The following is an 18,767-nucleotide window of genomic DNA, read 5'->3' on the forward strand; positions in this document are numbered from 1 at the left end:
GGTGATCGCAACCCTGCAACCGTCCGGCATCGGCGCGCACACTCGATGCGGGAGAGCATGCGGGAGTAGCGACCGACGAAGAGGGACCATGCGGATCGAGCAGCTCGAATACTTTCAGGCGGTGACCCGGCTGGGGTCGTTGCGGCGGGTCGCCGAGGAACTGCACCTGTCGCAGCCGGCGCTGAGTGAGACGCTGCGGAACCTGGAGCGGGAGCTGGGGGTCGACCTGCTGGACCGGCGGCGGTCGGGGGCGCGGGTCAGTGATCAGGGGCGGGAGCTGCTGCCGTATATCGCGCAGGTGGTGGAGGCGGTGGACCTGCTGCGGCGCGCGGCCGACGAGCAGCACCGGGTCAGTCGCATGGTCCGGGTGGGGACCGTCAACGCCGCGACGGTGTCGCTGGTGCTGCCCGCGATCCGGGAGTTCCGGGAGGCGCATCCGCAGACGCAGGTGGAAGTGGTGGACGCGCAGCAGTCCGAGATCCACACCGCGCTGCGCGAGGGCAGTTTCGATCTAGGACTGGTGAACTACCTGCACGGTGACGATCTCGCGCCGGAGTTCCACAGCACCGAGCTGCTGCGGGGCCGGCCGGTGGTGTGCGTGCGGCCGGACAGCCGGCTGGCGAGACTGCCCGAGGTCGGGGTCGAGGATCTGCTGGGCGAATCGCTGATCGTCATGCGGTCCGGATACGTCATGCACCGTTTCGTGCACCGGCTGCTCGACGGGCGGCAACCGCTGTTCTCCTATTCCACCGACGGCGCGGAAATGGGCAAGATCATGGTGGCGAATGGCTTGGGGGTCACCGTTCTTCCCGACTACAGCATCGCCGGTGATCCACTCGAACAGAGCGGCGTGATCACCTGGCGTCCGCTCGATTGCCGCGCCACCGAGGTAATGCTGGTGGCACAGCGGCGCAAATCCGGGGCGCTGCCGCACGCGGCGCGTTCACTGCACGACGTCCTGGTCCGGCGGGCGGGTTCCCTTGGCGCGCGAGCGGCCTGACCGCAGCCTGCCCCGCGTGGTAGGGAAAACTTATCACGGAGTCGAATTTGCCTGTTGGACAGTACATTTCACTACTCCTAGGCTGGTGATCATGAGCAACCAGAGCTGTTGTCGCGGCACTTCCTGATCGCGCCACACTGCGCGCGCGGGAATTCCTTCCAGTTCACCGACTTTCACGATGGAGAAGCCCTGTGTCCGCGGACAAACACAATGACATCTACGCCGAACCCTTGAAATTCGCCTATTGGGTGCCGAATGTGAGCGGCGGCCTCGTCGTCTCGAATATCGAGCAGCGCACCGATTGGGGCTACGAGTACAACAGGAAACTCGCCGTACTCGCCGAGAACAACGGTTTCGAGTACGCGCTCACCCAGGTCCGCTACATGGCCAGCTACGGCGCCGCCTACCAGCACGAGTCGACGAGCTTCAGCCTCGCGCTCCTGCTGGCCACCGAACGCCTCAAGGTCATCGCCGCCGTGCATCCCGGCTTCTGGCAGCCGGCGGTCCTGGCCAAGCTCATCGCCACCACCGATCACCTCTCCGGCGGCCGCGCCGCGGTCAACGTGGTGAGCGGCTGGTTCAAGGGCGAATTCACCGCACTGGGCGAACCGTGGCTCGAACACGACGAGCGCTACCGGCGTTCGGAGGAGTTCATCGAGGTGCTGCGCCGCAGCTGGACCGAGGAGTCGGCCCAGTTCGCCGGCGACTTCTACCGCCTGCGCGGCTACGACCTCAAGCCCAAACCCCTTGCCTCGGAGGGCCGCCCGCATCCGGAGATCTTCCAGGGCGGCAATTCCACCGCCGCCCGCGCCATGGCCGGGCGCGTCTCGGACTGGTACTTCAGCAACGGCAAGGACTTCGACGGCATCACCGAGCAGATCACCGAGGTCCGCGCCTCGGCCGACGAGCACGGCCGCACGGTCCGCTTCGGACTCAACGGCTTCCTCATCGCCCGCGACACCGAGGCCGAGGCGAAGGAGACCCTGCGCGAGATCATCGCCAAGGCCGATCCCGAAGCCGTGGAGGGCTTCCGGGGCGCGGTCCAGCAGGCGGGCAGCTCCACCGGCGACAAGCGCGGCATGTGGGCCGACTCCAGCTTCGAGGACCTGGTGCAGTACAACGACGGCTTCCGCTCCAAGCTCATCGGCACGCCCGAGCAGATCGCGCACCGGATCGTGGAGTACAAGAAGCGCGGGGTGAACCTGCTGCTGCTCGGATTCTTGCATTACCACGAGGAAGTCGAGTACTTCGGGAAGAACGTGCTGCCGATCGTGCGCGAACTGGAAGCCGAATTGGCCTCCGGCGCGGGCGCCCCCGAGCCGGTGGGAGCGACGCGATGACCACCGTCGAGTCACAGACCACGACCGACGCCGAACTCGACGCCATCTTCGGCCCGATCTTCGAGCGCATCGCCGCGGGCGCGGTGACCCGCGAGATCGACCGGCGACTGCCGTTCGACGAGGTGAACTGGTTGCGCGCGGCCAAGTTCGGCGCGCTGCGGGTGCCGGTGGCCGACGGTGGCTACGGCGTGACGGTGCGCCAGCTGTTCCGGCTGCTGATCGAACTGGCCGCCGCGGAATCGAATCTGCCGCAGGCGCTTCGAGTGCAGTTCGCATTCGTCGAGGATCAACTGCTGGCCGCCCCCGGACCGGTGCGCGAGCACTGGCTGCGGGCGGTGGCCGACGGCACGCTGGTCGGCAACGCCATCACCGAGCCGGGCGTCGGCGCGGTCGACCGCTACCGGACCCGGCTGACCCGCGACGGGGAGCACTGGCGGCTCGACGGTACGAAGTTCTACAGCACCGGTTCGCTGTACGCCGATCAGATTCTGGTGGCGGCGGATCGGGACGGCGAGCGAGTCGGCGTGCTGGTCGACGCGAACGCCGAAGGTGTACGCCAGCACGATGATTGGGACGGGTTCGGCCAGCGGCTCACCGCCAGCGGCACCACGGAGTTCACCGCGGTGGCGGTGACCGAGGACCGCATTCTCGGTCCCGGGTACGGCGCGCCCGGCCCCACCTACGCCACGTCCTACCTCCAGCTCGTGCAGCTGGCGGTGCTGGCCGGCATCGCCCGGCGCGCGGAACGCGATACCCGCGAATGGGTGTCGGCCCGCACTCGCGGCTATACCCATTCCGCCGCGGACCTGCCCCGCCGGGATCCCCTGGTGCAGCAGGTGATCGGGCGACTGTCCGCCGCCGCGTTCGCGGCCGAGGCGAGCGTGCTGGCGGTGGCCGACGTGCTCGACGAGGTCCTCGCGGACGGCGCGCGGGACGAAAGCCTGGTCGTGGCAGCCGAACTCGCCGCCGCCCGGGCCCAGCTGGCGGTCATCGACCTGGTCCTGCCCGCGACCACGCTGCTGTTCGAGGTCGGCGGCGCGTCGTCGGTGTCGGAGGGTCTGCGCCTGGACCGGCACTGGCGCAACGCCCGCACCATCTCGGTGCACAATCCGGCCATCCAGAAGGCCCGCGCCATCGGCGATCACCTCCTCAACGGCACGGACCTGCCGTTCGCCTGGAGCGCCGGGGACCGCACGCCGTCCACCGAGGCCCCGTCATGACGCGCCGAATCCGGTTCAACGCCTTCGACATGAACTGCGTCGCGCACCAGTCCCCCGGCCTGTGGCGCCATCCCGAGGATCAATCGCACCGGTACACCGACCTCGCCTACTGGACCGAGCTGGCGAAACTGCTCGAGCGCGGGCGGTTCGACGGCATCTTCATCGCCGATGTGCTCGGCACCTACGACGTGTACGGCAGCGACGATGTCGCGGCCCTGCGCCAGGGTGCGCAGATCCCGGTGGCCGATCCGCTGCTGCTGGTCTCGGCCATGGCGGCGGTGACCGAACATCTCGGCTTCGGCATCACCACCGGCACCGGTTTCGAGCACCCGTATCCGTTCGCGCGCCGCCTGTCGACCCTCGATCATCTGACGAAGGGCCGGGTGGGCTGGAACGTCGTGACCGGGTACCTGCCTTCCGCCGCAAGGAATTTCGGCGCGGACGATCAGCTGGACCACGACGAGCGCTACGACCGAGCGGACGAGTACCTCGAGGTGCTGTACAAGCTGTGGGAGGGCTCCTGGGAGGACGACGCGGTGGTGCGCGACGCCGTCCGCGGGGTCTACGTGGATCCGGCGAAGGTGCATCACATCGGACATAAAGGCGAGCACTACACCGTGCCCGGCATCCACCTGTCCGAACCTTCGCCCCAGCGCACCCCGGTCATCTACCAGGCGGGCGCCTCCCCGCGCGGGGTCCGGTTCGCCGCCGAGAACGCCGAGGCGATCTTCGTGGCCGGCCCCTCCAAACGGGTGCTCGCGCAGACGGTGTCCCGCATCCGCGACGCCCTGGAAGCCGCGGGCCGGGACCGCTATTCGGCCCGCGTCTACGCGCTGGCGACCATCATCACCGACGCCACGGACGCGGCGGCGCACCGCAAACACCGGGAATACCAGTCCTACGCCAGCGTGGAGGGCGGGCTGGTGTTCATGTCCGGCTGGATGGGCATCGACCTGTCCACCTACGACCTGGACGATCCGATCGGGCAGGTCGAGAGCAACGCCATCCGATCCGCAGTGGCGGCCTTCCAGGAGTTCGACGACGACGGCCGCGAGTGGACCGTTCGCGATATCGGCCGCTGGGCCGGAATCGGCGGTATGGGACCGGTTTTCGTCGGCTCTGGGGAAACGGTCGCCGACCAGCTGCAGGACTGGGTGGCCGACACCGACCTGGACGGGTTCAACCTGGCCTACGCCATCACCCCCGGCAGCTTCGAAGACATTGTCCAGCACGTGGTTCCGGCACTGACCGAACGCGGTGCGTACGCCACCGACTACGTCCCGGGCACCCTGCGCAACGCACTGTTCGAGGCGGGCGATCGACTGCCGCCCGAGCATCGGGGCGCACGCTACCGCCTCGGCGGGCCGGGCTCCACCGCCCTGCCCCCATCGGTGTCCCGCACCGAATCCGCCATCGCACCTTCCCCGACAGGACGGGAGATTCACGCATGACCACCTCGCACACCTCCACCCGCTCGGCCGCCGTGATCGGGGCCGGGCAGACCGGCGTCACCGCTGCGCTGGGACTGCTCGACGCCGGATTCGAGGTCACCCTCTACAGCGACCGTGATCAGCGCGCACTGCGCGACGACGTCCCGGCCACCGGTACCGCCCTCGAGTTCGGCGAAACCCAGCAGGCCGAAGCCGCCCTCGGCCTGGACACCTACACCGCCCGCGCACCCCGCCACACCGGCCTGAGCGTGCGTATCGCCGGACCCGAGCGCGAGGAACTGATCCAGTTCGACGGGCATTTCGAGGGGTACGCCGGCGTCGCCGTCGACACCCGGCTCAAGGCCGACGAGCGGTTGACCGCGTTCCTGGAACGCGGCGGCCGCTTCGTCGTGGAGCAGGTGACCCCGGAGACCCTCGACGCCATCGCCGCCGCGGCCGATCTGACCCTGGTCGCCACCGGGCGCGGCGGACTGTCCGAGCTGTTCCCCGTGGACGCATCACGCAGCCCCTACGCCGCCCCGCAGCGCTCGCTGCTGACGGTCACGGTCACCGGCCTCGGGCACGATGAGAGCGTGTTCGCGCACCGCAGCCGCGCGGGCGGCGCGCACAGCGGCTTCTCCATCCTGGCCGACCAGGGCGAGGGCTGGTGGGGGCCGTACCTGCACAAGGACGCCGGTCCCAGCTGGGCGTTCCTGGGCTGGGCGCGTCCCGGCAGCGAGTGGGAGCAGCGTTTCGCCACCGCGGAGTCCGCGGAGTCGGCGCTGCGGGTCGTTCAGGATCTCTACCGCGATCACATCGACTGGGATCTGCCCGAGGTGCTGGCCGCGCAGGTGATCTCCGAGGATCCGCACTCGTGGCTGAAAGGCGCTGTGCGACCGGTGGTCCGGGCCGGGGTCGGTCATACGTCGGGCGGGCACGCGGTGGCCGCGCTCGGCGATACCGCCGCCGCCTACGATCCGATCGCGGGACAGGGCGCGCAGAGCGGGCTGATCCAGGCGCAGCGGCTGGTCGCGGCCGCGGCCGTGCACGACGGACCCTTCGACGCGGAATGGATCACCCGGCAGTACCGGTCCTTCCTGGCCGCGCGCGGTGACGCGGCGAACCGGGTGACGCGGCTGTTCCTGGGCGATCCGGAATTCGCCGAGATCGGCGGAACGCTCTTCGCCGCCGCGGCGGTGGACCCGGTCTTCGCCTCGGCGCTGGTCGGGCTGCTGCATCTGCCCAAACCGTTCCTGCCGGTGGATTCCCTCGACGCGGCGAAGCGGTTCATCACCGATACGACCGGCGAGGACGCCGACGCGATTCTCGCCCGTTTCGAACCCGCCGGGCGGTTCGGCCGTTCGGCCTACGCGGGCGGCCTCACCACCGCCTGATCCGCACCCGACACCGTCACGCACCCGCCGTGGCGATCACCGAGAACACCTGGGGCACATCATGACCGAGATCGCCGAACGACCGTTGACCGCGCGGGTGATCGCCGACGCCGAGGAGGCGCTGGCGGTCGCGGCCCGGTTCGCGATCCGCCTTGCCGCCGGTGCCGCGGATCGCGACGCCCGGCGCGAACTGCCGCGCGCCGAGCTGGACGAGCTGTCTGCCAGCGGGCTGTTCGGCATCACGGTGCCCCGGGAGTTCGGCGGGGCGGAGGTCTCGACAGCCGTTGTCGCGGAGGTGTTCCGGCTCCTGGCCTCCGGTGACCCGAATGTGGCGCAGATTCCGCACAGTCACTTCGTGTACGTGAACGCGCTGCGCCAGAACGGGACCGCGGAGCTGCAGCGGCGGCTGTTCGCGGAGGTGCTGGCGGGCAAGCGATTCGGCAACGCACAGTCCGAAGCGGGCACCAAGCACGTACAGGACTACCGCACGCGGCTGCGGGCGCACGCCGAGGGCGGATATGTCCTGGACGGGGTCAAGCACTACTCGACCGGCGCCCTGTTCGCGCACTGGATTCCGGTGCTGGCCAAGGACGACGAGGATCGGATCGTGGTGGCCTACGTCCCCGCCGACGCCGGCGGGCTCACCGTCGTCGACGACTGGGACGGCATGGGCCAGCGCACCACCGCCAGCGGCACGGTGCGGCTCGAGGGCGTCCGGGTGCCCGCCGAGAACGTCGTTCCACACCACCTCACCTTCACGGGGCCGCAGCTCTACGGGGCCCGCGCCCAGATCCTGCACACCGCGATCGACGCCGGTATCGCGCGCGGGGCGCTCACCGAGGCGGCCGAGTTCGTCCGCACCCGCAGCCGGCCGTGGTTCGAGGCCGGGGTGGAGAGCGCGGCCGAGGATCCGCTCACGGTGCAGCGCTTCGGCGAACTGGAGGTGAGCGTGCGCGCGGCGGAGGCGCTGCTGGCCGTGGCGGGTGCGGCCGTCGACCGGGCGCAGGCCGATCTGGACGACAGCACCGCGGCGGCCGCGTCCATCGCGGTGGCCACCGCCAAGGCCGCCGCCGATCGGGCCGCCCTCGAGGTGACCAACGCCCTGTTCGAGGTCGCGGGCACGCGGTCGGCGCTGGATTCGCTGAATCTGCACCGGCATTGGCGCAACGCCCGCACCCATACCCTGCACGATCCGGTGCGCTGGAAGATCCAGCACATCGGTCGCTACCTGCTCACCGGCACGCCGCCGCCGCGCCACGGCGTGCTCTGAGGGAGCTCGCCCCGGAGGCGCGTCCGCTCCGCGGCCCCGACCCCCGGTCGGCGGTGGCGGGCTCGATCCGGGCTGCCTCCCCGACGCTCAGAACGGACGAAACATGTTGCGGTTCCACTGGTTCCTGCCCACCTACGGCGACAGTCGCTATCTCGTCGGCGGCGGTCACGGTACGGCCGTCACGGCGGCGAGCGGCGACCGCCCCGCCGATATCGGTTATCTGTCCCAAATCGCGCGCGGCGCCGAGCAATTGGGCTTCGAGGCGGCCCTGACTCCGACCGGCGCGTGGTGCGAGGACGCCTGGCTCACCACGGCCATCCTGGCCCGCGAATCCGAGCATCTGAAGTTCCTGGTCGCCTTCCGGCCGGGTCTGGTGTCGCCGACCCTGGCCGCCCAGATGGCCGCCACCTACCAGCGGCACACCGGCGGGCGACTGCTGCTCAACGTGGTCACCGGCGGCGAGGATCACGAACAGCGCGCCTACGGCGACCATCTGGACAAGGATCAGCGCTATCGGCGCACCGACGAGTTCCTCACCGTGGTCCGCCGACTGTGGGCCGGTGAGCGAGTGACGTTGGCGGGCGAGCACATTCACGTGGTCGACGCGGCCCTGGACCGGGTCCCGCACCCCATCCCGGACATCTATTTCGGCGGTTCCTCCCCCGCCGCGGGCGGGGTCGCCGTACGGCACAGCGACGTCTACCTGACCTGGGGCGAGCCCCCGGAAGCCGTCGCCGCCAAACTCGACTGGATCCGCGCGCAAGCCGCCGCGGCGGGCCGCACCCCGCCGCGTTTCGGCATCCGCCTGCACGTCATCAGCCGCGACACCGCGGCCCAGGCCTGGGCCGAGGCCGACCGCCTCGTCTCGGCCCTGGACCCCGCGGCCATCGCCGCGGTCCAGGCGGGCCTGTCCCGCAGCGGTTCCGAGGGCCAGCGCCGGATGCGCGCCCTGCACGGCGGCACCACCGCCGACCTGGAGGTCTCCCCCAACCTCTGGGCCGGGGTCGGTCTCGTACGCGGCGGCGCGGGCACCGCCCTGGTCGGCAGCCACACCGAGGTCGCCGAGCGTATCGAGGAGTACCACGCCCTCGGGATCGACGAGTTCATCCTGTCCGGCCACCCGCATCTCGAGGAGGCGTATTGGTTCGGCGAGGGTGTGCTGCCGATACTGAGCCGGAAAGGGTTGTGGCGGCATCCGTTCCGGAACGCCGACAGCGCTGCCGCGGCGCGCGTGCCGTTCGCAAACTGATCTGCCGAGGCTCTCGGATCCGTGTAGCGGTGGACCGTGCACGAAGCGCCTTTCCTGGCTCACCGGGCGCTACCGCAGCGCCGCGAGCATCGGTACGACATGATCGCGTCCCAGGATTTGTCGGACCCTCCCGGTACGTTGGGCGCACCCATAGCTGCCGTCGGCGTCGGTCGGCGGAGCTCGACCATGGTTCGCTGAAAGGGTTCCGATGACGCCTCTGGTTCGGGTTCAGAACTTCGCCGTGTCCACCGACGGGTACGGCGCGGGCGCCGGGCAGAGCCTCGACCGCCCGTTCGGTCACGCCGATCCGGCAGCCCTGATGTCCTGGGCCGGGGCGACCGCGCACTGGCCCAATCGCACCGAGCCCGGCGGCACCTACGGCCTGGACGACTACATCACCCGCGACTACGCGAACAACATCGGCGCCGAGATCATGGGCCGCAACAAGTTCGGTCCCCTGCGCGGCCCGTGGCAGAACGAGGACTGGCAGGGCTGGTGGGGCGACGAGCCCCCGTTCCGCACCCCGGTGTTCGTGCTGACCCACCACCCCCGCCCGTCCTTCTCCCTGTCCGACACGACGTTCCACTTCATCGACGCGTCCCCGAAAGACGCCCTGGCCCAGGCCCTCGAGGCCGCCGCCGGCAAGGATGTGCGCATAGGCGGCGGTGTCGCGACGGTCCGCCAGTTCCTCGACGCCGACCTGATCGACACGATGCACGTCGCCGTAGCACCGGTCGAACTGGGCCGCGGCGAGAAGTTGTGGGACGGCCCCGAAGACCTCACCGACCGCTTCCACCTGGAGCAGGTCCCGAGCCCGAGCGGCGTGGTACACCACTTCTTCTGGCGCCGCTGAGCAGGCCGCCCTCGGCGTTCGGGACCCCCGCGGTCAACTGGGGTCGGCCAACTGCCAGCCGCTCATGCTGAGATCCGGGGCGTTGTCGGGGAAGAGCTCGAAATAGATCCTGCCCTCCTCGGATTTGGTGGTGCGGACGGTGACGTCGGTGGTGCTGTTGTCCGCGAGGATCGCTCGGCAATGAATGGTGTCGCCGGGGTTGCCGCGCAACATGTTCGCGCAGCTCCCCTTGCTCGCCATACAACTTTTCAAATCGGTGAACGAGGCGAAGCCGTAGTGCCGGGAGAGGTTGTGGGCCAGACTGGCGACGATGTTCTCGACCGTCGTCGCGTACAGCAGCGTGTCCTTGAACGTGGCCGACACGACACTGCTCGGACTGGAGATACCCGCGTCGACCTCCCAGCGCGCACCGTTGGATTCGACGACCGTACAGGTGCGCGAAGCATGGACTTTCGCCTTCTGGATACCGGCGCATTGCACGGTTCCCACCGCGCGCCCGGTCTTGTTCTGCAGAGCGAGAGCGAGAGCCTTCTGCACTTCGGCGTTGTCCGCGAGCGAATCATCGAACGTGCTGTCGTACGTGACCTGTTCACCGTCCACGGTCTGCACGACGACGCTCATCAACCATTTCTCGTCGTAACGATCGATGGCGGTGCAGCTGGTCTTCGCACCGACCTCGGCGTCGACGGCATCGCACTTCAGACTCTTGGCGTCGTCTCCGGAAGCCGACCGAAAGAACTGCCCGACGTCTTTAGCCACGTCCCCGCCACTGATCTCGTCCGGCCCGAACAACCCGCACCCCGATACGGCCAGTGCCGAGAGCACCACAATCCACCTACGCATTTCGGACATGCTACGAGAGCCGAATCGGCAAGGTCCGTACACGGTCGGACAACCCCGTACTCGAATATCGGTCGGACAGGCGCTGATTCGTTCCCGCAGGCTGTCCACGATCCGTTGTCGATCGAACCCATGCCTACGAGCAGCAGAGGCGGCTCGGCCTGACACGCAGCACCGCATAGGTACGGCCGCAGCCACGTCCGCCGATTCCCATGCCCCGCCGACCGGAAGGTCGTTGATCTCCGGCCGACGGAACACATCACGATCAGGCCCGTAGCGCACCGGCGAGCGAACTCGCCAGCGTTCGAGCCGCTTCCGGACCGCTCCCTGTTTCGGGCGCGTCGAGTATCGCCGCGACCAGCGCCGAACCGACGATGACCCCGTCGGCGTAGCTCGCCACCGCCGCGGCCTGGGCCGGGGTCGATATGCCGATCCCGACGCAGATCGGGAGGTCGGTGATCGCCCGGACACGGCGGACCAGGGCCTCGGGCGACCCTCCGATCGACTCCCGGGCGCCTGTCACGCCCATCTGCGCGGCGGCGTAGACGAATCCTGAACAGGCGGAGGTTATCTCGCGCAGTCGCTCACTCGTCGTGCTCGGCGCGGCCACGAACACGGTGGCGAGGTCGTGGGCGGCCGCCTGCGCACGCCAGGGAGCGGACTCCTGGACGGGGAGATCGGGGAGGATGCAGCCCGCACCGCCCGCGTCGGCCAGTTCGGCGGCAAAGCGTTCTATCCCGTAGCGGGACAAGGGATTCCAGTACGTCATCACCAGGACGGGTTTGCCGGTGGCGCGATGGACCTCGCGCACGGCGCGTAGCACGTCCCGAATCCGGGTACCGGAACGCAGAGCGATATCCGCGGCGGTCTGGATCACCGGGCCGTCGAGTACCGGATCACTGTGTGGCAGGCCGACTTCGAGAATGTCGGCGCCGGCATCGAGGACCGACCGCATCGCGGCGATGCCGCCCTCGACGGTCGGGAAACCGGCGGGCAGGTAGGCGACCAGCGCCGCGCGGCCCTCTCGTTTCGCCGCGGCCAGGGTGTTCTCGAGCAGTGTGATGTTTCCGCTCACCGGTTCTCCTCCGATCCGGCCGCGCCGGTCTCCAGGCCGAAATAGTCGACCGCGGTGGCCATGTCCTTGTCCCCGCGCCCGGACAGGCTGACCAGGATCAGGGCGTCCGGCCCCAGCTCGCAGCCGAGGTCGAGAGCGCCCGCAAGCGCGTGTGCGCTCTCGATCGCCGGGATGATGCCCTCGGTCGACGACAGCAGCCGCAGCGCCCGCATCGCGGCGTCGTCGGTGATCGGGCGGTACTCGCCACGGCCGCTGTCGTGCAGGAACGCGTGCTCGGGACCGATTCCCGGATAGTCCAATCCGGCCGAGATCGAATGCGCCTCGGTGATCTGCCCTTCGTCGTCCTGCAGCACGTAGGACCGCGAACCGTGCAGGATGCCGGGCTCACCGGCCGACAGCGTGGCCGCGTGCCGCCCGCTCTCGATGCCGTGCCCGGCGGCTTCGCACCCGATCAGCCGCACGGCCGGATCGTCGAGAAAGGGGTGGAACAGCCCGATGGCGTTCGACCCGCCGCCGACGCACGCCACCGCGGCGTCCGGCAGTCGTCCGGTTCGTTCGAGCAGCTGCGCGCGTGCCTCCATGCCGATCACGCGCTGGAAGTCGCGGATCATCGCCGGGAACGGATGCGGCCCGGCCACCGTCCCGAAGATGTAGTGGGTGTCCTCCGCGTTCGCGACCCAGTCCCGGAACGTCTCGTTGATCGCGTCCTTCAGCGTGCGCGATCCGGACGTCACCGGAACGACCCGGGCGCCCAGCATCGTCATGCGCGCCACGTTGAGCGCCTGCCGCCGCATGTCGACTTCGCCCATGTACACGACGCATTCGAGGCCGAACAGCGCGCACGCGGTCGCGGTCGCCACCCCGTGCGAACCCGCGCCGGTCTCGGCGATGACGCGGGTCTTGCCCATGCGCTTGGTGAGCAGCGCCTGCCCCAGCACGTTGTTGATCTTGTGAGAACCGGTGTGGTTCAGATCCTCCCGCTTGAGGAAAATCGTTGCGCCACCGGCATGTTCGGCGAAGCGCGACACCTCGGTCAGGGCCGTCGGCCGCCCCGCGTAGTGGGCGAGCAGCTCCGAGAACTCGGCGGCGAACCCCGGATCGCGCAGGGCCCGGTCGTACTCGACGGCGACGTCTTCCACCGCGGCGACGAGCGCCTCCGGTATGAACTTTCCGCCGTAGTCGCCGAAATAGCCCGCGGCGCTGGGATTCTGCCTGTCGGGGGCGGGGATGAAGAGTTGGCTGATCATGTGGTCGCTCCTGAGCCGGAACACGCGTTCCGGTGCGATGGCTGGGTGAGGTCGGCGCACGCGCACGCGCGCAGCGAAGAACCCGGCCGAACACGGCCGGATGACTAGCGGTTACCTCGCTCGACGCGCGGCGCGCACAGCCATCGCATCCCATTGACCTGGCCCGGCTCGGAGCCGATCACCCAGCGCACCCGGCGCCCGTGTACCCGGCGCGCCGGCGCGCGGCAGCCGCGCGGGCGGCAACCGGGGGCGAGACGAGCGGCGATGGGCACGATGCCGACAGTAGCAGCCCGCGGTGCGCGGCGATCATCAGCGCGATAGCCGCGCACCGGTTATCGAGGGTCGACGGTGTGGGTGAGTCCCCCGGTGTTCGGCCCGTCGCTCAGCGGATCGAGGGCTTCCCACATCGCCTGGCCGATGGCGAGCACGCCCCGGGCGGGCAGGGCCACCGCACCGATGACCGGGTTCACCGCCAGGCGAGCCGGGCTTCCGAAGTCCAGTCCGTCGAGCGAGGCCGTCGACTCGGAGATCAGGTACATGCGCTCGGGCATGAGGATCCCGGTGTGGCCGCTGGGCATGGTGCCCGCCATCCGCAGCCGACCCATGCCCAGCGCGGCGGCGATTCGCTCCCGTGCCCGCACGAGCGCGGGCACGCGCCAGGTACCCAGCGGCAGCCGTCCCCCGACCGCGTTGAGCACGCGCAGCGCCGGGGTGTCGTGGGCGGTCAGCGTCCACTCCAGCGCGGGTTCGTCCACCGTGATCCGCAGGGTTGCCGGACCGGTCCATTCCAGTCGAATCGAGGCGAAACCCGTATAGACACAAGCACTTCCGTAGTAGCGCGGGCACGCCGTCTCGAGCCGGTCGCCGTCGACGAAGATCGACCAGCGGCGCTCGGGGTCGCGGTGCCACACGGTCTTGTACGGTCCGAAATCGTTCTCGGGGAAGACGCGCAGGGCGAGTACGTGACCGCTGTCGAAGGGCAGCCCGAATACGCCCCAGCCCTTGACGTATTCGTGGTCCGGCCACGCCGCGTGGCCGACCGTTTCCGGCAGACCGGTCAATCTCGACGCCAGATCAAGCATGATTTCTCATCTCCGGTATCGCTTCCGCCGGCCGCCGCCGGCATCGCGGAACCTCACTTCGTGCACTGCCGCCGGGACGGCGGAACGGTGTGTGCAGCGAACGTTAGGCGCGCGGTGAGCGCGTGTCGTCGGGTGTTCTCCCTACGAATCGACGGCGAGAGTGTCCAGCAAACCGTGCTGAACCGCGTAGAGCGTGACGGTGGATCGGCTCGAGGACCCCGTCTTGGTGTAGATGCGTTCGATATGGGTGCCCGCGGTTTTGGGCGTGATGCCCAGGGCGCGCGCCACATCCCGAGTGGAAGCGCCCCGGGCGATCAGTCCGAGCACCTCGAGCTCGCGCGGGGTGAGGCCGTCCGGACCCGAGACCCGTCGCCCCCGGGGTTGTCCCGCCGCTTCGAGAACCGCGTCGACCGCGGCCGCGTCGAGTCGGCCGCCACGGACCTCCGCGCGCATCTCGGCGAGAATCCGCTTGGACGGCAAGGCATCTCGGTAGGCACGCGGTTCGGTCATGGCTCGGTAGACATCGGCCGCGGCCAGCAGTCGCGCGGTCATCGGAATCGCCGACCCGGTCAGTCCGCGATGCGCACCCGACCCGTCCAGGCGCTCGTAGGCCAGCGCGGCGACCGCCCCGATCCGGGCGAGCCCGGCCGGCCGGGCCAGCACCCGCTCGGTGTAGTACGAGTTCATCCGAAGCCGTTCGCGCTCGGTCACACTCAGCCCCGCGGGCTTGTCCAGAATGCTCGCCGGGACCCCGTGCAGCCCGATGTCGTGCAGCAGGGCCGCGTGCCGCACCAGGGTGATATCGGCCTCGGGGAGCCCGGCGACGGCCGCTGCCCGGCCACCGAGATCGGCCACCCCGCGCGAATGCCCGGCCCGGTACGGCGACCGCAGATCGGTGAAGTCGGCGATCACCTCGAGCGCCGAATCCAGTTCCGCGCCGGTGAGATTGCGCCGCAGTCCCGGATCGGCGGCGATGAGCTCCTCGTGGTCGGGTTCGACGTCGGAGTCAGCGAGCAGCTCGCGGGCCGACGCGCAGAAGGCGTCCACCACCACCGGATCGAACTGCGTCCCGCGCCGCGCCCGGGCGACCTCGATCGCGGCGTCGATGCCGGCGGTGCGGTGCATGACCTCCACGACGTCGGCGAGATGAAAGAGCCGCATTCCCAGCCCGATTCGGTCTCCGCCGATACCGCCGGGCACACCCCTGCCGTCCCAGCGCGCGAAGAACTGCCGCAGCGAATCCCCCACCGCCGGGTCCAGCCCGAGCCGTTCGGCCATGGTGGAGGTGGCCAGGCAGTGCGCCATCAGCCCTCGCTCGATGTCGCGACCACCCGTAGCCGCGATGGTCACCGTCTTGCGCACCCGCTGCGCGAGCGGCCCCGACGACCCCGCGTGCCGCAGGAAGAAGGCCGCGCCGCTCATTCCGCGCAGGTCCACCCCGTAGGTGTCCGAGCGGAAAGCGATGTCGTCCCCGAACCACGCGGCCACCTCGGGCCCGTCCGCCACGCATCCGGCCCACGCCAGCACCGCGGTGTAGTACAGGTCGGACCGCTCCCCGGGCCCGAGCCCGACCTGCTCCCCGAGCCGCGCCGCCAACCGCCACGACCGCAGCACGTGCGCCATGGGCTGGCCCAGGCCGAGGTCCATCGCGAAGGAGAACGCGGCCAGCAGCGCGGCCAGGGAAACACCCGGGTCCCGAGGGGTGCGGGTCATGGGGTGAGCATATGCGCAGCCCGCCCGCGCTCAGACCTCCAGGGCCATATGCGGATCCGTGAGATATCGGCCGGCGTTCGGACCGGTCGCGCACCCGCGGAACACCGCGGCGACCATGCGCCGCACCGCGCTTTCGCGCTCGTCCGCGTCGAGATCGGACAGCGGCCCGTCGACCATCAGGGTCGCCAGGCCGTGCACCGCCGCCCAGACGGTGAACTCGGCGCCCGTGCGCTGGCGCGGGTCCATGAAGCCGGAGTCCGACAGGATGTCCAGGTTCTCGCCGATGAGCGCGAAGATCGGGTCGTCGACCACGTCCTTGTGGGGTGTGGCCTCGGTCGGGGAGAACGCGGTCCGGAACAGGCCGGGCTCGCGCTCGGCGAACGCTATGTAGGCGCGGCCCGCGGTCGCCAGGCGGGCTATCGCGGTCGTCACCGGATCCGACCGGTCGGCCACCTCCCGCATGGCGGAGTTCATGGCCTCGAACAGCACCTGCCCGGCCAGATCGCAGACCGCCGCGAGCAGCTCCTCGTGTCCGCTGAAGTGGCGGTACGCGGCCGTGGCGGTGACGCCGGTCGCGCGGGCGGCGGCCCGGACCGTCACCGCCGCCGGGCCGCCGAGCTCGGCCAGCTCGGCGGACGCGCTCACGAGCGCGTTGCGCAGGTCACCGTGGTGGTAGGGGGTCTGCCGCGCGGGCGCGGGGGCCGCGCCGTCCGTATGACCTTCCACACTGCTCACCCCGCCAATGTTGACGCCCGTACAGATCGATGACAAGTTAACACTCGCAAAGTTTACAGCCACAAACATCATGTTCGCCCGAAAGGACCTCCATGAGCGGGCTACTTCGACGGCTCGGCGATGTCGCGTACCGGCGGCGCCGACTGGTCACGACCATCTGGATCGCCGTGCTGATCGCGCTCGTCGGCGCGGTGGGCATGGTCGGCGACCGCCTCAACGACCAATTCACCGTGCCCGGCACGGAATCGCAGCGGGCACTCGACGTGCTGGCCGACACCGCGCCCGAATCCGCCGGCGCGAACGCGCAATTCGTCTTCACGGCGCCGGACGGGCACGTCATCACCGAGCCCGCCTACGTCACCGCGATCCAGCAGGTGCTCGACAAGGCCGGGACCGCTCCGCACGCCATCGGTGTGGTCACGCCCCAGCAGACCGGGGCCATCTCCCAGGATCGAACCACCGCGGTCGGGATCGTCAGCCTCGCCGACGACCCGCCCCTGGTCACCGAGGACACCCGGCAGGCTCTGACCGACTCGGCCGAACCGGCGCGAGCGGCCGGGCTCGAGGTCGCGGTGGGCGGCACCGCGTTCAGCCTGCACGAACTGAAGCCGGGCATCGCGGAAGTCCTGGGCCTGGTGGTGGCCATGGCCGTTCTCCTCATCACCTTCGGCTCGCTGCTGGCAGCCGGAATGCCTTTGCTGTCCGCACTTTTCGGCATCGGCGTCACGGTCGCCGGACTCTTCGCGGTCACCTCCCTGACGTCCGTGTCCTCCACCGCGCTCACCCTCGCGGTGATGCTGGGCCTGGCCGTCGGCATCGACTACGCGCTGTTCATCCTGACGCGGCACCGCGCCCAGCTGGCCGCCGGAATGACACCGCGCGAGTCGGTGTCACAGGCGAACGCGACCGCGGGCAGCGCCGTGGTCTTCGCCGGCACGACGGTCATCATCGCCCTGGCCGCGCTGAGCGTCATCGGCATCCCGTTCCTGACCGTCATGGGCTTGGCCGCCTCGGGCGCGGTGCTCGTCGCCGTCGCGGTGGCGGTCACGCTGCTCCCGGCCCTGGCCGGTTTCGCCGGCACTCGGCTGGCACCGCGCGGCGGCTCACGGGCGCATCGGCGCGCGACAGCGACGGGTGCCGACGGCGGTGCGCGCACCATGGGCGCTCGCTGGATCACGCTTGTCACTAAACGTCCGGTGATCACTATCGCCCTGGTAACCGCCACCCTCGGACTGCTCGCCGTCCCCGCCGCGTCCATCCAGATGTCGCTGCCCGACAACGGATTCGCCGCGCGCGGAACCGGCGAGCGGATGGCCTATGACACCATCGCGGACAAGTTCGGGCCCGGCCTCAACGGCCCGCTGCTGGTCGTCGTCGACGCCCCCGCGGGTGACACGCGCACCGCCCAGCAGGTGGCCGCCGCCGTCCAGCGGCTCCCCGGCGTCGCCCTGGTCGCTCCGCCGCAGCCGACGAGCGCGGCCGGGCAATCGATCGTCACGGTGTTTCCGGAAACGGCTCCCGAGGACCAGCGGACCGCGGACCTGGTCACCGCGATCCGCGACGAGGTCCCGGCGCAGATCCCCGGCGGCGACATCGCGGTGACCGGCTACACCGCGGTATCGATCGACGTGTCCCAGCGACTGGCCGCCTCACTGCTGCCGTTCCTGGGCATCGTCGTCGGGCTGAGCCTGATCCTGCTGATCCTGGTGTTCCGCTCGATCGCGGTCCCGATCAAGGCCACCGTCACCTTCCTGCTGTCGCTGGCGGCGACCCTCGGCACAACCGTGGCCGTGTTCCAATGGGGTTGGGCCGCGGACCTGTTCGGCATCGCCCGCACCGGACCGATCGTCAGCTTCCTGCCGATCATGGTGATGGGCGTGCTGTTCGGCCTCGCCATGGACTACCAGGTCTTCCTGGTCTCGGGCATCCGCGAGGAGTGGTCGCGCACCGGCGATGCCCAGCGCTCCATCACCGAGGGCGCCCGGCACAACGTGCGCGTGGTGACGGCCGCCGCGACCATCATGGTCGTCGTCTTCGCCTCCTTCGTTCCCATCGAAGACGCGCAGGTGAAAGCCATCGCCTTCGCGCTGGCCGTCGGCGTCCTGATCGACGCGTTCGCCATCCGGCTCACCCTCGTACCGGCCGTCCTCGCCCTGCTGGGCCACCGCGCCTGGTGGCTGCCGCGCAGCCTGGACCGAGTGCTGCCGAACCTGAATATCGAAGGGACACACGAGGAGAACGCGCACGCCCCCGAGGACGAGGCATCGGACCGGCGGGATCGCGAGGTGGTTCAGGCGTCCTCCGCGACCTGACCGTGGC

16 protein-coding genes are annotated in these 18,767 nt (G+C 69.9%); 9 read left to right on the forward strand and 7 right to left on the reverse strand.

Annotated elements, in window-relative coordinates:
* The first annotated feature begins 88 nt into the window (after positions 1-88).
* The 8 genes from ACWDOP_RS24605 (at position 89) to ACWDOP_RS24640 (ending at position 9,756) form a co-directional block, all read left to right on the forward strand.
* Entirely contained in the window at positions 89-1,000 is a 912-nt protein-coding gene (locus ACWDOP_RS24605; RefSeq protein WP_454202123.1) for a LysR family transcriptional regulator, read from the forward strand.
* Positions 1,001-1,191: 191 nt separating this feature from the next.
* The gene (gene sfnG, locus ACWDOP_RS24610; RefSeq protein ID WP_456346939.1) at positions 1,192-2,340 is read left to right on the forward strand and encodes a dimethylsulfone monooxygenase SfnG; all 1,149 of its coding nucleotides are present in this window, start codon (positions 1,192-1,194) and stop codon (positions 2,338-2,340) included.
* Positions 2,337-3,560, forward strand: coding sequence for an acyl-CoA dehydrogenase family protein (locus ACWDOP_RS24615; protein ID WP_456346940.1), 1,224 nt, complete (start codon positions 2,337-2,339; stop codon positions 3,558-3,560). Before sfnG ends, ACWDOP_RS24615 begins: the two co-directional genes overlap by 4 nt.
* The gene (locus ACWDOP_RS24620; protein ID WP_456346941.1) at positions 3,557-5,011 is read left to right on the forward strand and encodes an LLM class flavin-dependent oxidoreductase; all 1,455 of its coding nucleotides are present in this window, start codon (positions 3,557-3,559) and stop codon (positions 5,009-5,011) included. Before ACWDOP_RS24615 ends, ACWDOP_RS24620 begins: the two co-directional genes overlap by 4 nt.
* Complete coding sequence (locus ACWDOP_RS24625) at positions 5,008-6,384, forward strand: styrene monooxygenase/indole monooxygenase family protein (protein WP_456346942.1); 1,377 nt, start codon at positions 5,008-5,010, stop codon at positions 6,382-6,384. The genes ACWDOP_RS24620 and ACWDOP_RS24625 overlap by 4 nt, the downstream gene beginning before the upstream one ends.
* A gap of 61 nt (positions 6,385-6,445) precedes the next feature.
* Complete coding sequence (locus ACWDOP_RS24630) at positions 6,446-7,654, forward strand: SfnB family sulfur acquisition oxidoreductase (protein ID WP_456346943.1); 1,209 nt, start codon at positions 6,446-6,448, stop codon at positions 7,652-7,654.
* A 103-nt stretch (positions 7,655-7,757) separates the two neighbouring features.
* Positions 7,758-8,903 (forward strand): LLM class flavin-dependent oxidoreductase, encoded by a 1,146-nt coding sequence (locus ACWDOP_RS24635; protein WP_456346944.1) that lies wholly within the window; start codon positions 7,758-7,760, stop codon positions 8,901-8,903.
* Between the two features lie 208 nt (positions 8,904-9,111).
* Positions 9,112-9,756: a dihydrofolate reductase family protein gene (locus ACWDOP_RS24640; protein WP_456346945.1), complete on the forward strand. Its 645-nt coding sequence runs from the start codon at positions 9,112-9,114 to the stop codon at positions 9,754-9,756.
* 33 nt (positions 9,757-9,789) lie between these two features.
* Here ACWDOP_RS24640 and ACWDOP_RS24645 read toward each other — a convergent pair whose 3' ends face one another.
* The 7 genes from ACWDOP_RS24645 to ACWDOP_RS24675 form a co-directional block, all read right to left on the reverse strand.
* Positions 9,790-10,599: a DUF4333 domain-containing protein gene (locus tag ACWDOP_RS24645; RefSeq protein WP_456346946.1), complete on the reverse strand. Its 810-nt coding sequence runs from the start codon at positions 10,597-10,599 to the stop codon at positions 9,790-9,792.
* Between the two features lie 262 nt (positions 10,600-10,861).
* Positions 10,862-11,671, reverse strand: coding sequence for a tryptophan synthase subunit alpha (trpA, locus tag ACWDOP_RS24650; RefSeq protein ID WP_456346947.1), 810 nt, complete (start codon positions 11,669-11,671; stop codon positions 10,862-10,864).
* Positions 11,668-12,918 (reverse strand): tryptophan synthase subunit beta, encoded by a 1,251-nt coding sequence (gene trpB / locus ACWDOP_RS24655; RefSeq protein WP_456346948.1) that lies wholly within the window; start codon positions 12,916-12,918, stop codon positions 11,668-11,670. Before trpB ends, trpA begins: the two co-directional genes overlap by 4 nt.
* A 104-nt stretch (positions 12,919-13,022) precedes the next feature.
* Complete coding sequence (gene trpM, locus ACWDOP_RS24660) at positions 13,023-13,247, reverse strand: tryptophan biosynthesis modulator TrpM (RefSeq protein ID WP_456346949.1); 225 nt, start codon at positions 13,245-13,247, stop codon at positions 13,023-13,025.
* A gap of 3 nt (positions 13,248-13,250) precedes the next feature.
* Positions 13,251-14,000, reverse strand: coding sequence for a hypothetical protein (locus tag ACWDOP_RS24665; RefSeq protein WP_456346950.1), 750 nt, complete (start codon positions 13,998-14,000; stop codon positions 13,251-13,253).
* A 141-nt stretch (positions 14,001-14,141) separates the two neighbouring features.
* A complete protein-coding gene (locus tag ACWDOP_RS24670) occupies positions 14,142-15,713 on the reverse strand; it encodes an HD domain-containing phosphohydrolase (RefSeq protein WP_456346951.1) in 1,572 nt (523 codons plus the stop codon).
* 30 nt (positions 15,714-15,743) lie between these two features.
* A complete protein-coding gene (locus ACWDOP_RS24675) occupies positions 15,744-16,448 on the reverse strand; it encodes a TetR/AcrR family transcriptional regulator (protein ID WP_456346952.1) in 705 nt (234 codons plus the stop codon).
* Positions 16,449-16,540: 92 nt separating this feature from the next.
* Between ACWDOP_RS24675 and ACWDOP_RS24680 the strand changes: the two genes are divergently transcribed.
* Positions 16,541-18,760 (forward strand): MMPL family transporter, encoded by a 2,220-nt coding sequence (locus ACWDOP_RS24680; RefSeq protein ID WP_456346953.1) that lies wholly within the window; start codon positions 16,541-16,543, stop codon positions 18,758-18,760.
* Positions 18,761-18,767: the final 7 nt, after the last annotated feature.

This window comes from Nocardia sp. NPDC003693 (genome assembly GCF_053981095.1).

Bases quoted from the DNA above. Each gene is read 5' to 3' on its own strand.
- ACWDOP_RS24605 (WP_454202123.1), top strand. From the start codon at position 89: ATGCGGATCGAGCAGCTCGAATACTTTCAGGCGGTGACCCGGCTGGGG.
- ACWDOP_RS24615 (WP_456346940.1), top strand. From the start codon at position 2,337: ATGACCACCGTCGAGTCACAGACCACGACCGACGCCGAACTCGACGCC.
- ACWDOP_RS24620 (WP_456346941.1), top strand. From the start codon at position 3,557: ATGACGCGCCGAATCCGGTTCAACGCCTTCGACATGAACTGCGTCGCG.
- ACWDOP_RS24625 (WP_456346942.1), top strand. From the start codon at position 5,008: ATGACCACCTCGCACACCTCCACCCGCTCGGCCGCCGTGATCGGGGCC.
- ACWDOP_RS24630 (WP_456346943.1), top strand. From the start codon at position 6,446: ATGACCGAGATCGCCGAACGACCGTTGACCGCGCGGGTGATCGCCGAC.
- ACWDOP_RS24635 (WP_456346944.1), top strand. From the start codon at position 7,758: ATGTTGCGGTTCCACTGGTTCCTGCCCACCTACGGCGACAGTCGCTAT.
- ACWDOP_RS24640 (WP_456346945.1), top strand. From the start codon at position 9,112: ATGACGCCTCTGGTTCGGGTTCAGAACTTCGCCGTGTCCACCGACGGG.
- ACWDOP_RS24645 (WP_456346946.1), bottom strand. From the start codon at position 10,599: ATGCGTAGGTGGATTGTGGTGCTCTCGGCACTGGCCGTATCGGGGTGC.
- trpB (WP_456346948.1), bottom strand. From the start codon at position 12,918: ATGATCAGCCAACTCTTCATCCCCGCCCCCGACAGGCAGAATCCCAGC.
- ACWDOP_RS24665 (WP_456346950.1), bottom strand. From the start codon at position 14,000: ATGCTTGATCTGGCGTCGAGATTGACCGGTCTGCCGGAAACGGTCGGC.
- ACWDOP_RS24670 (WP_456346951.1), bottom strand. From the start codon at position 15,713: ATGACCCGCACCCCTCGGGACCCGGGTGTTTCCCTGGCCGCGCTGCTG.
- ACWDOP_RS24680 (WP_456346953.1), top strand. From the start codon at position 16,541: ATGAGCGGGCTACTTCGACGGCTCGGCGATGTCGCGTACCGGCGGCGC.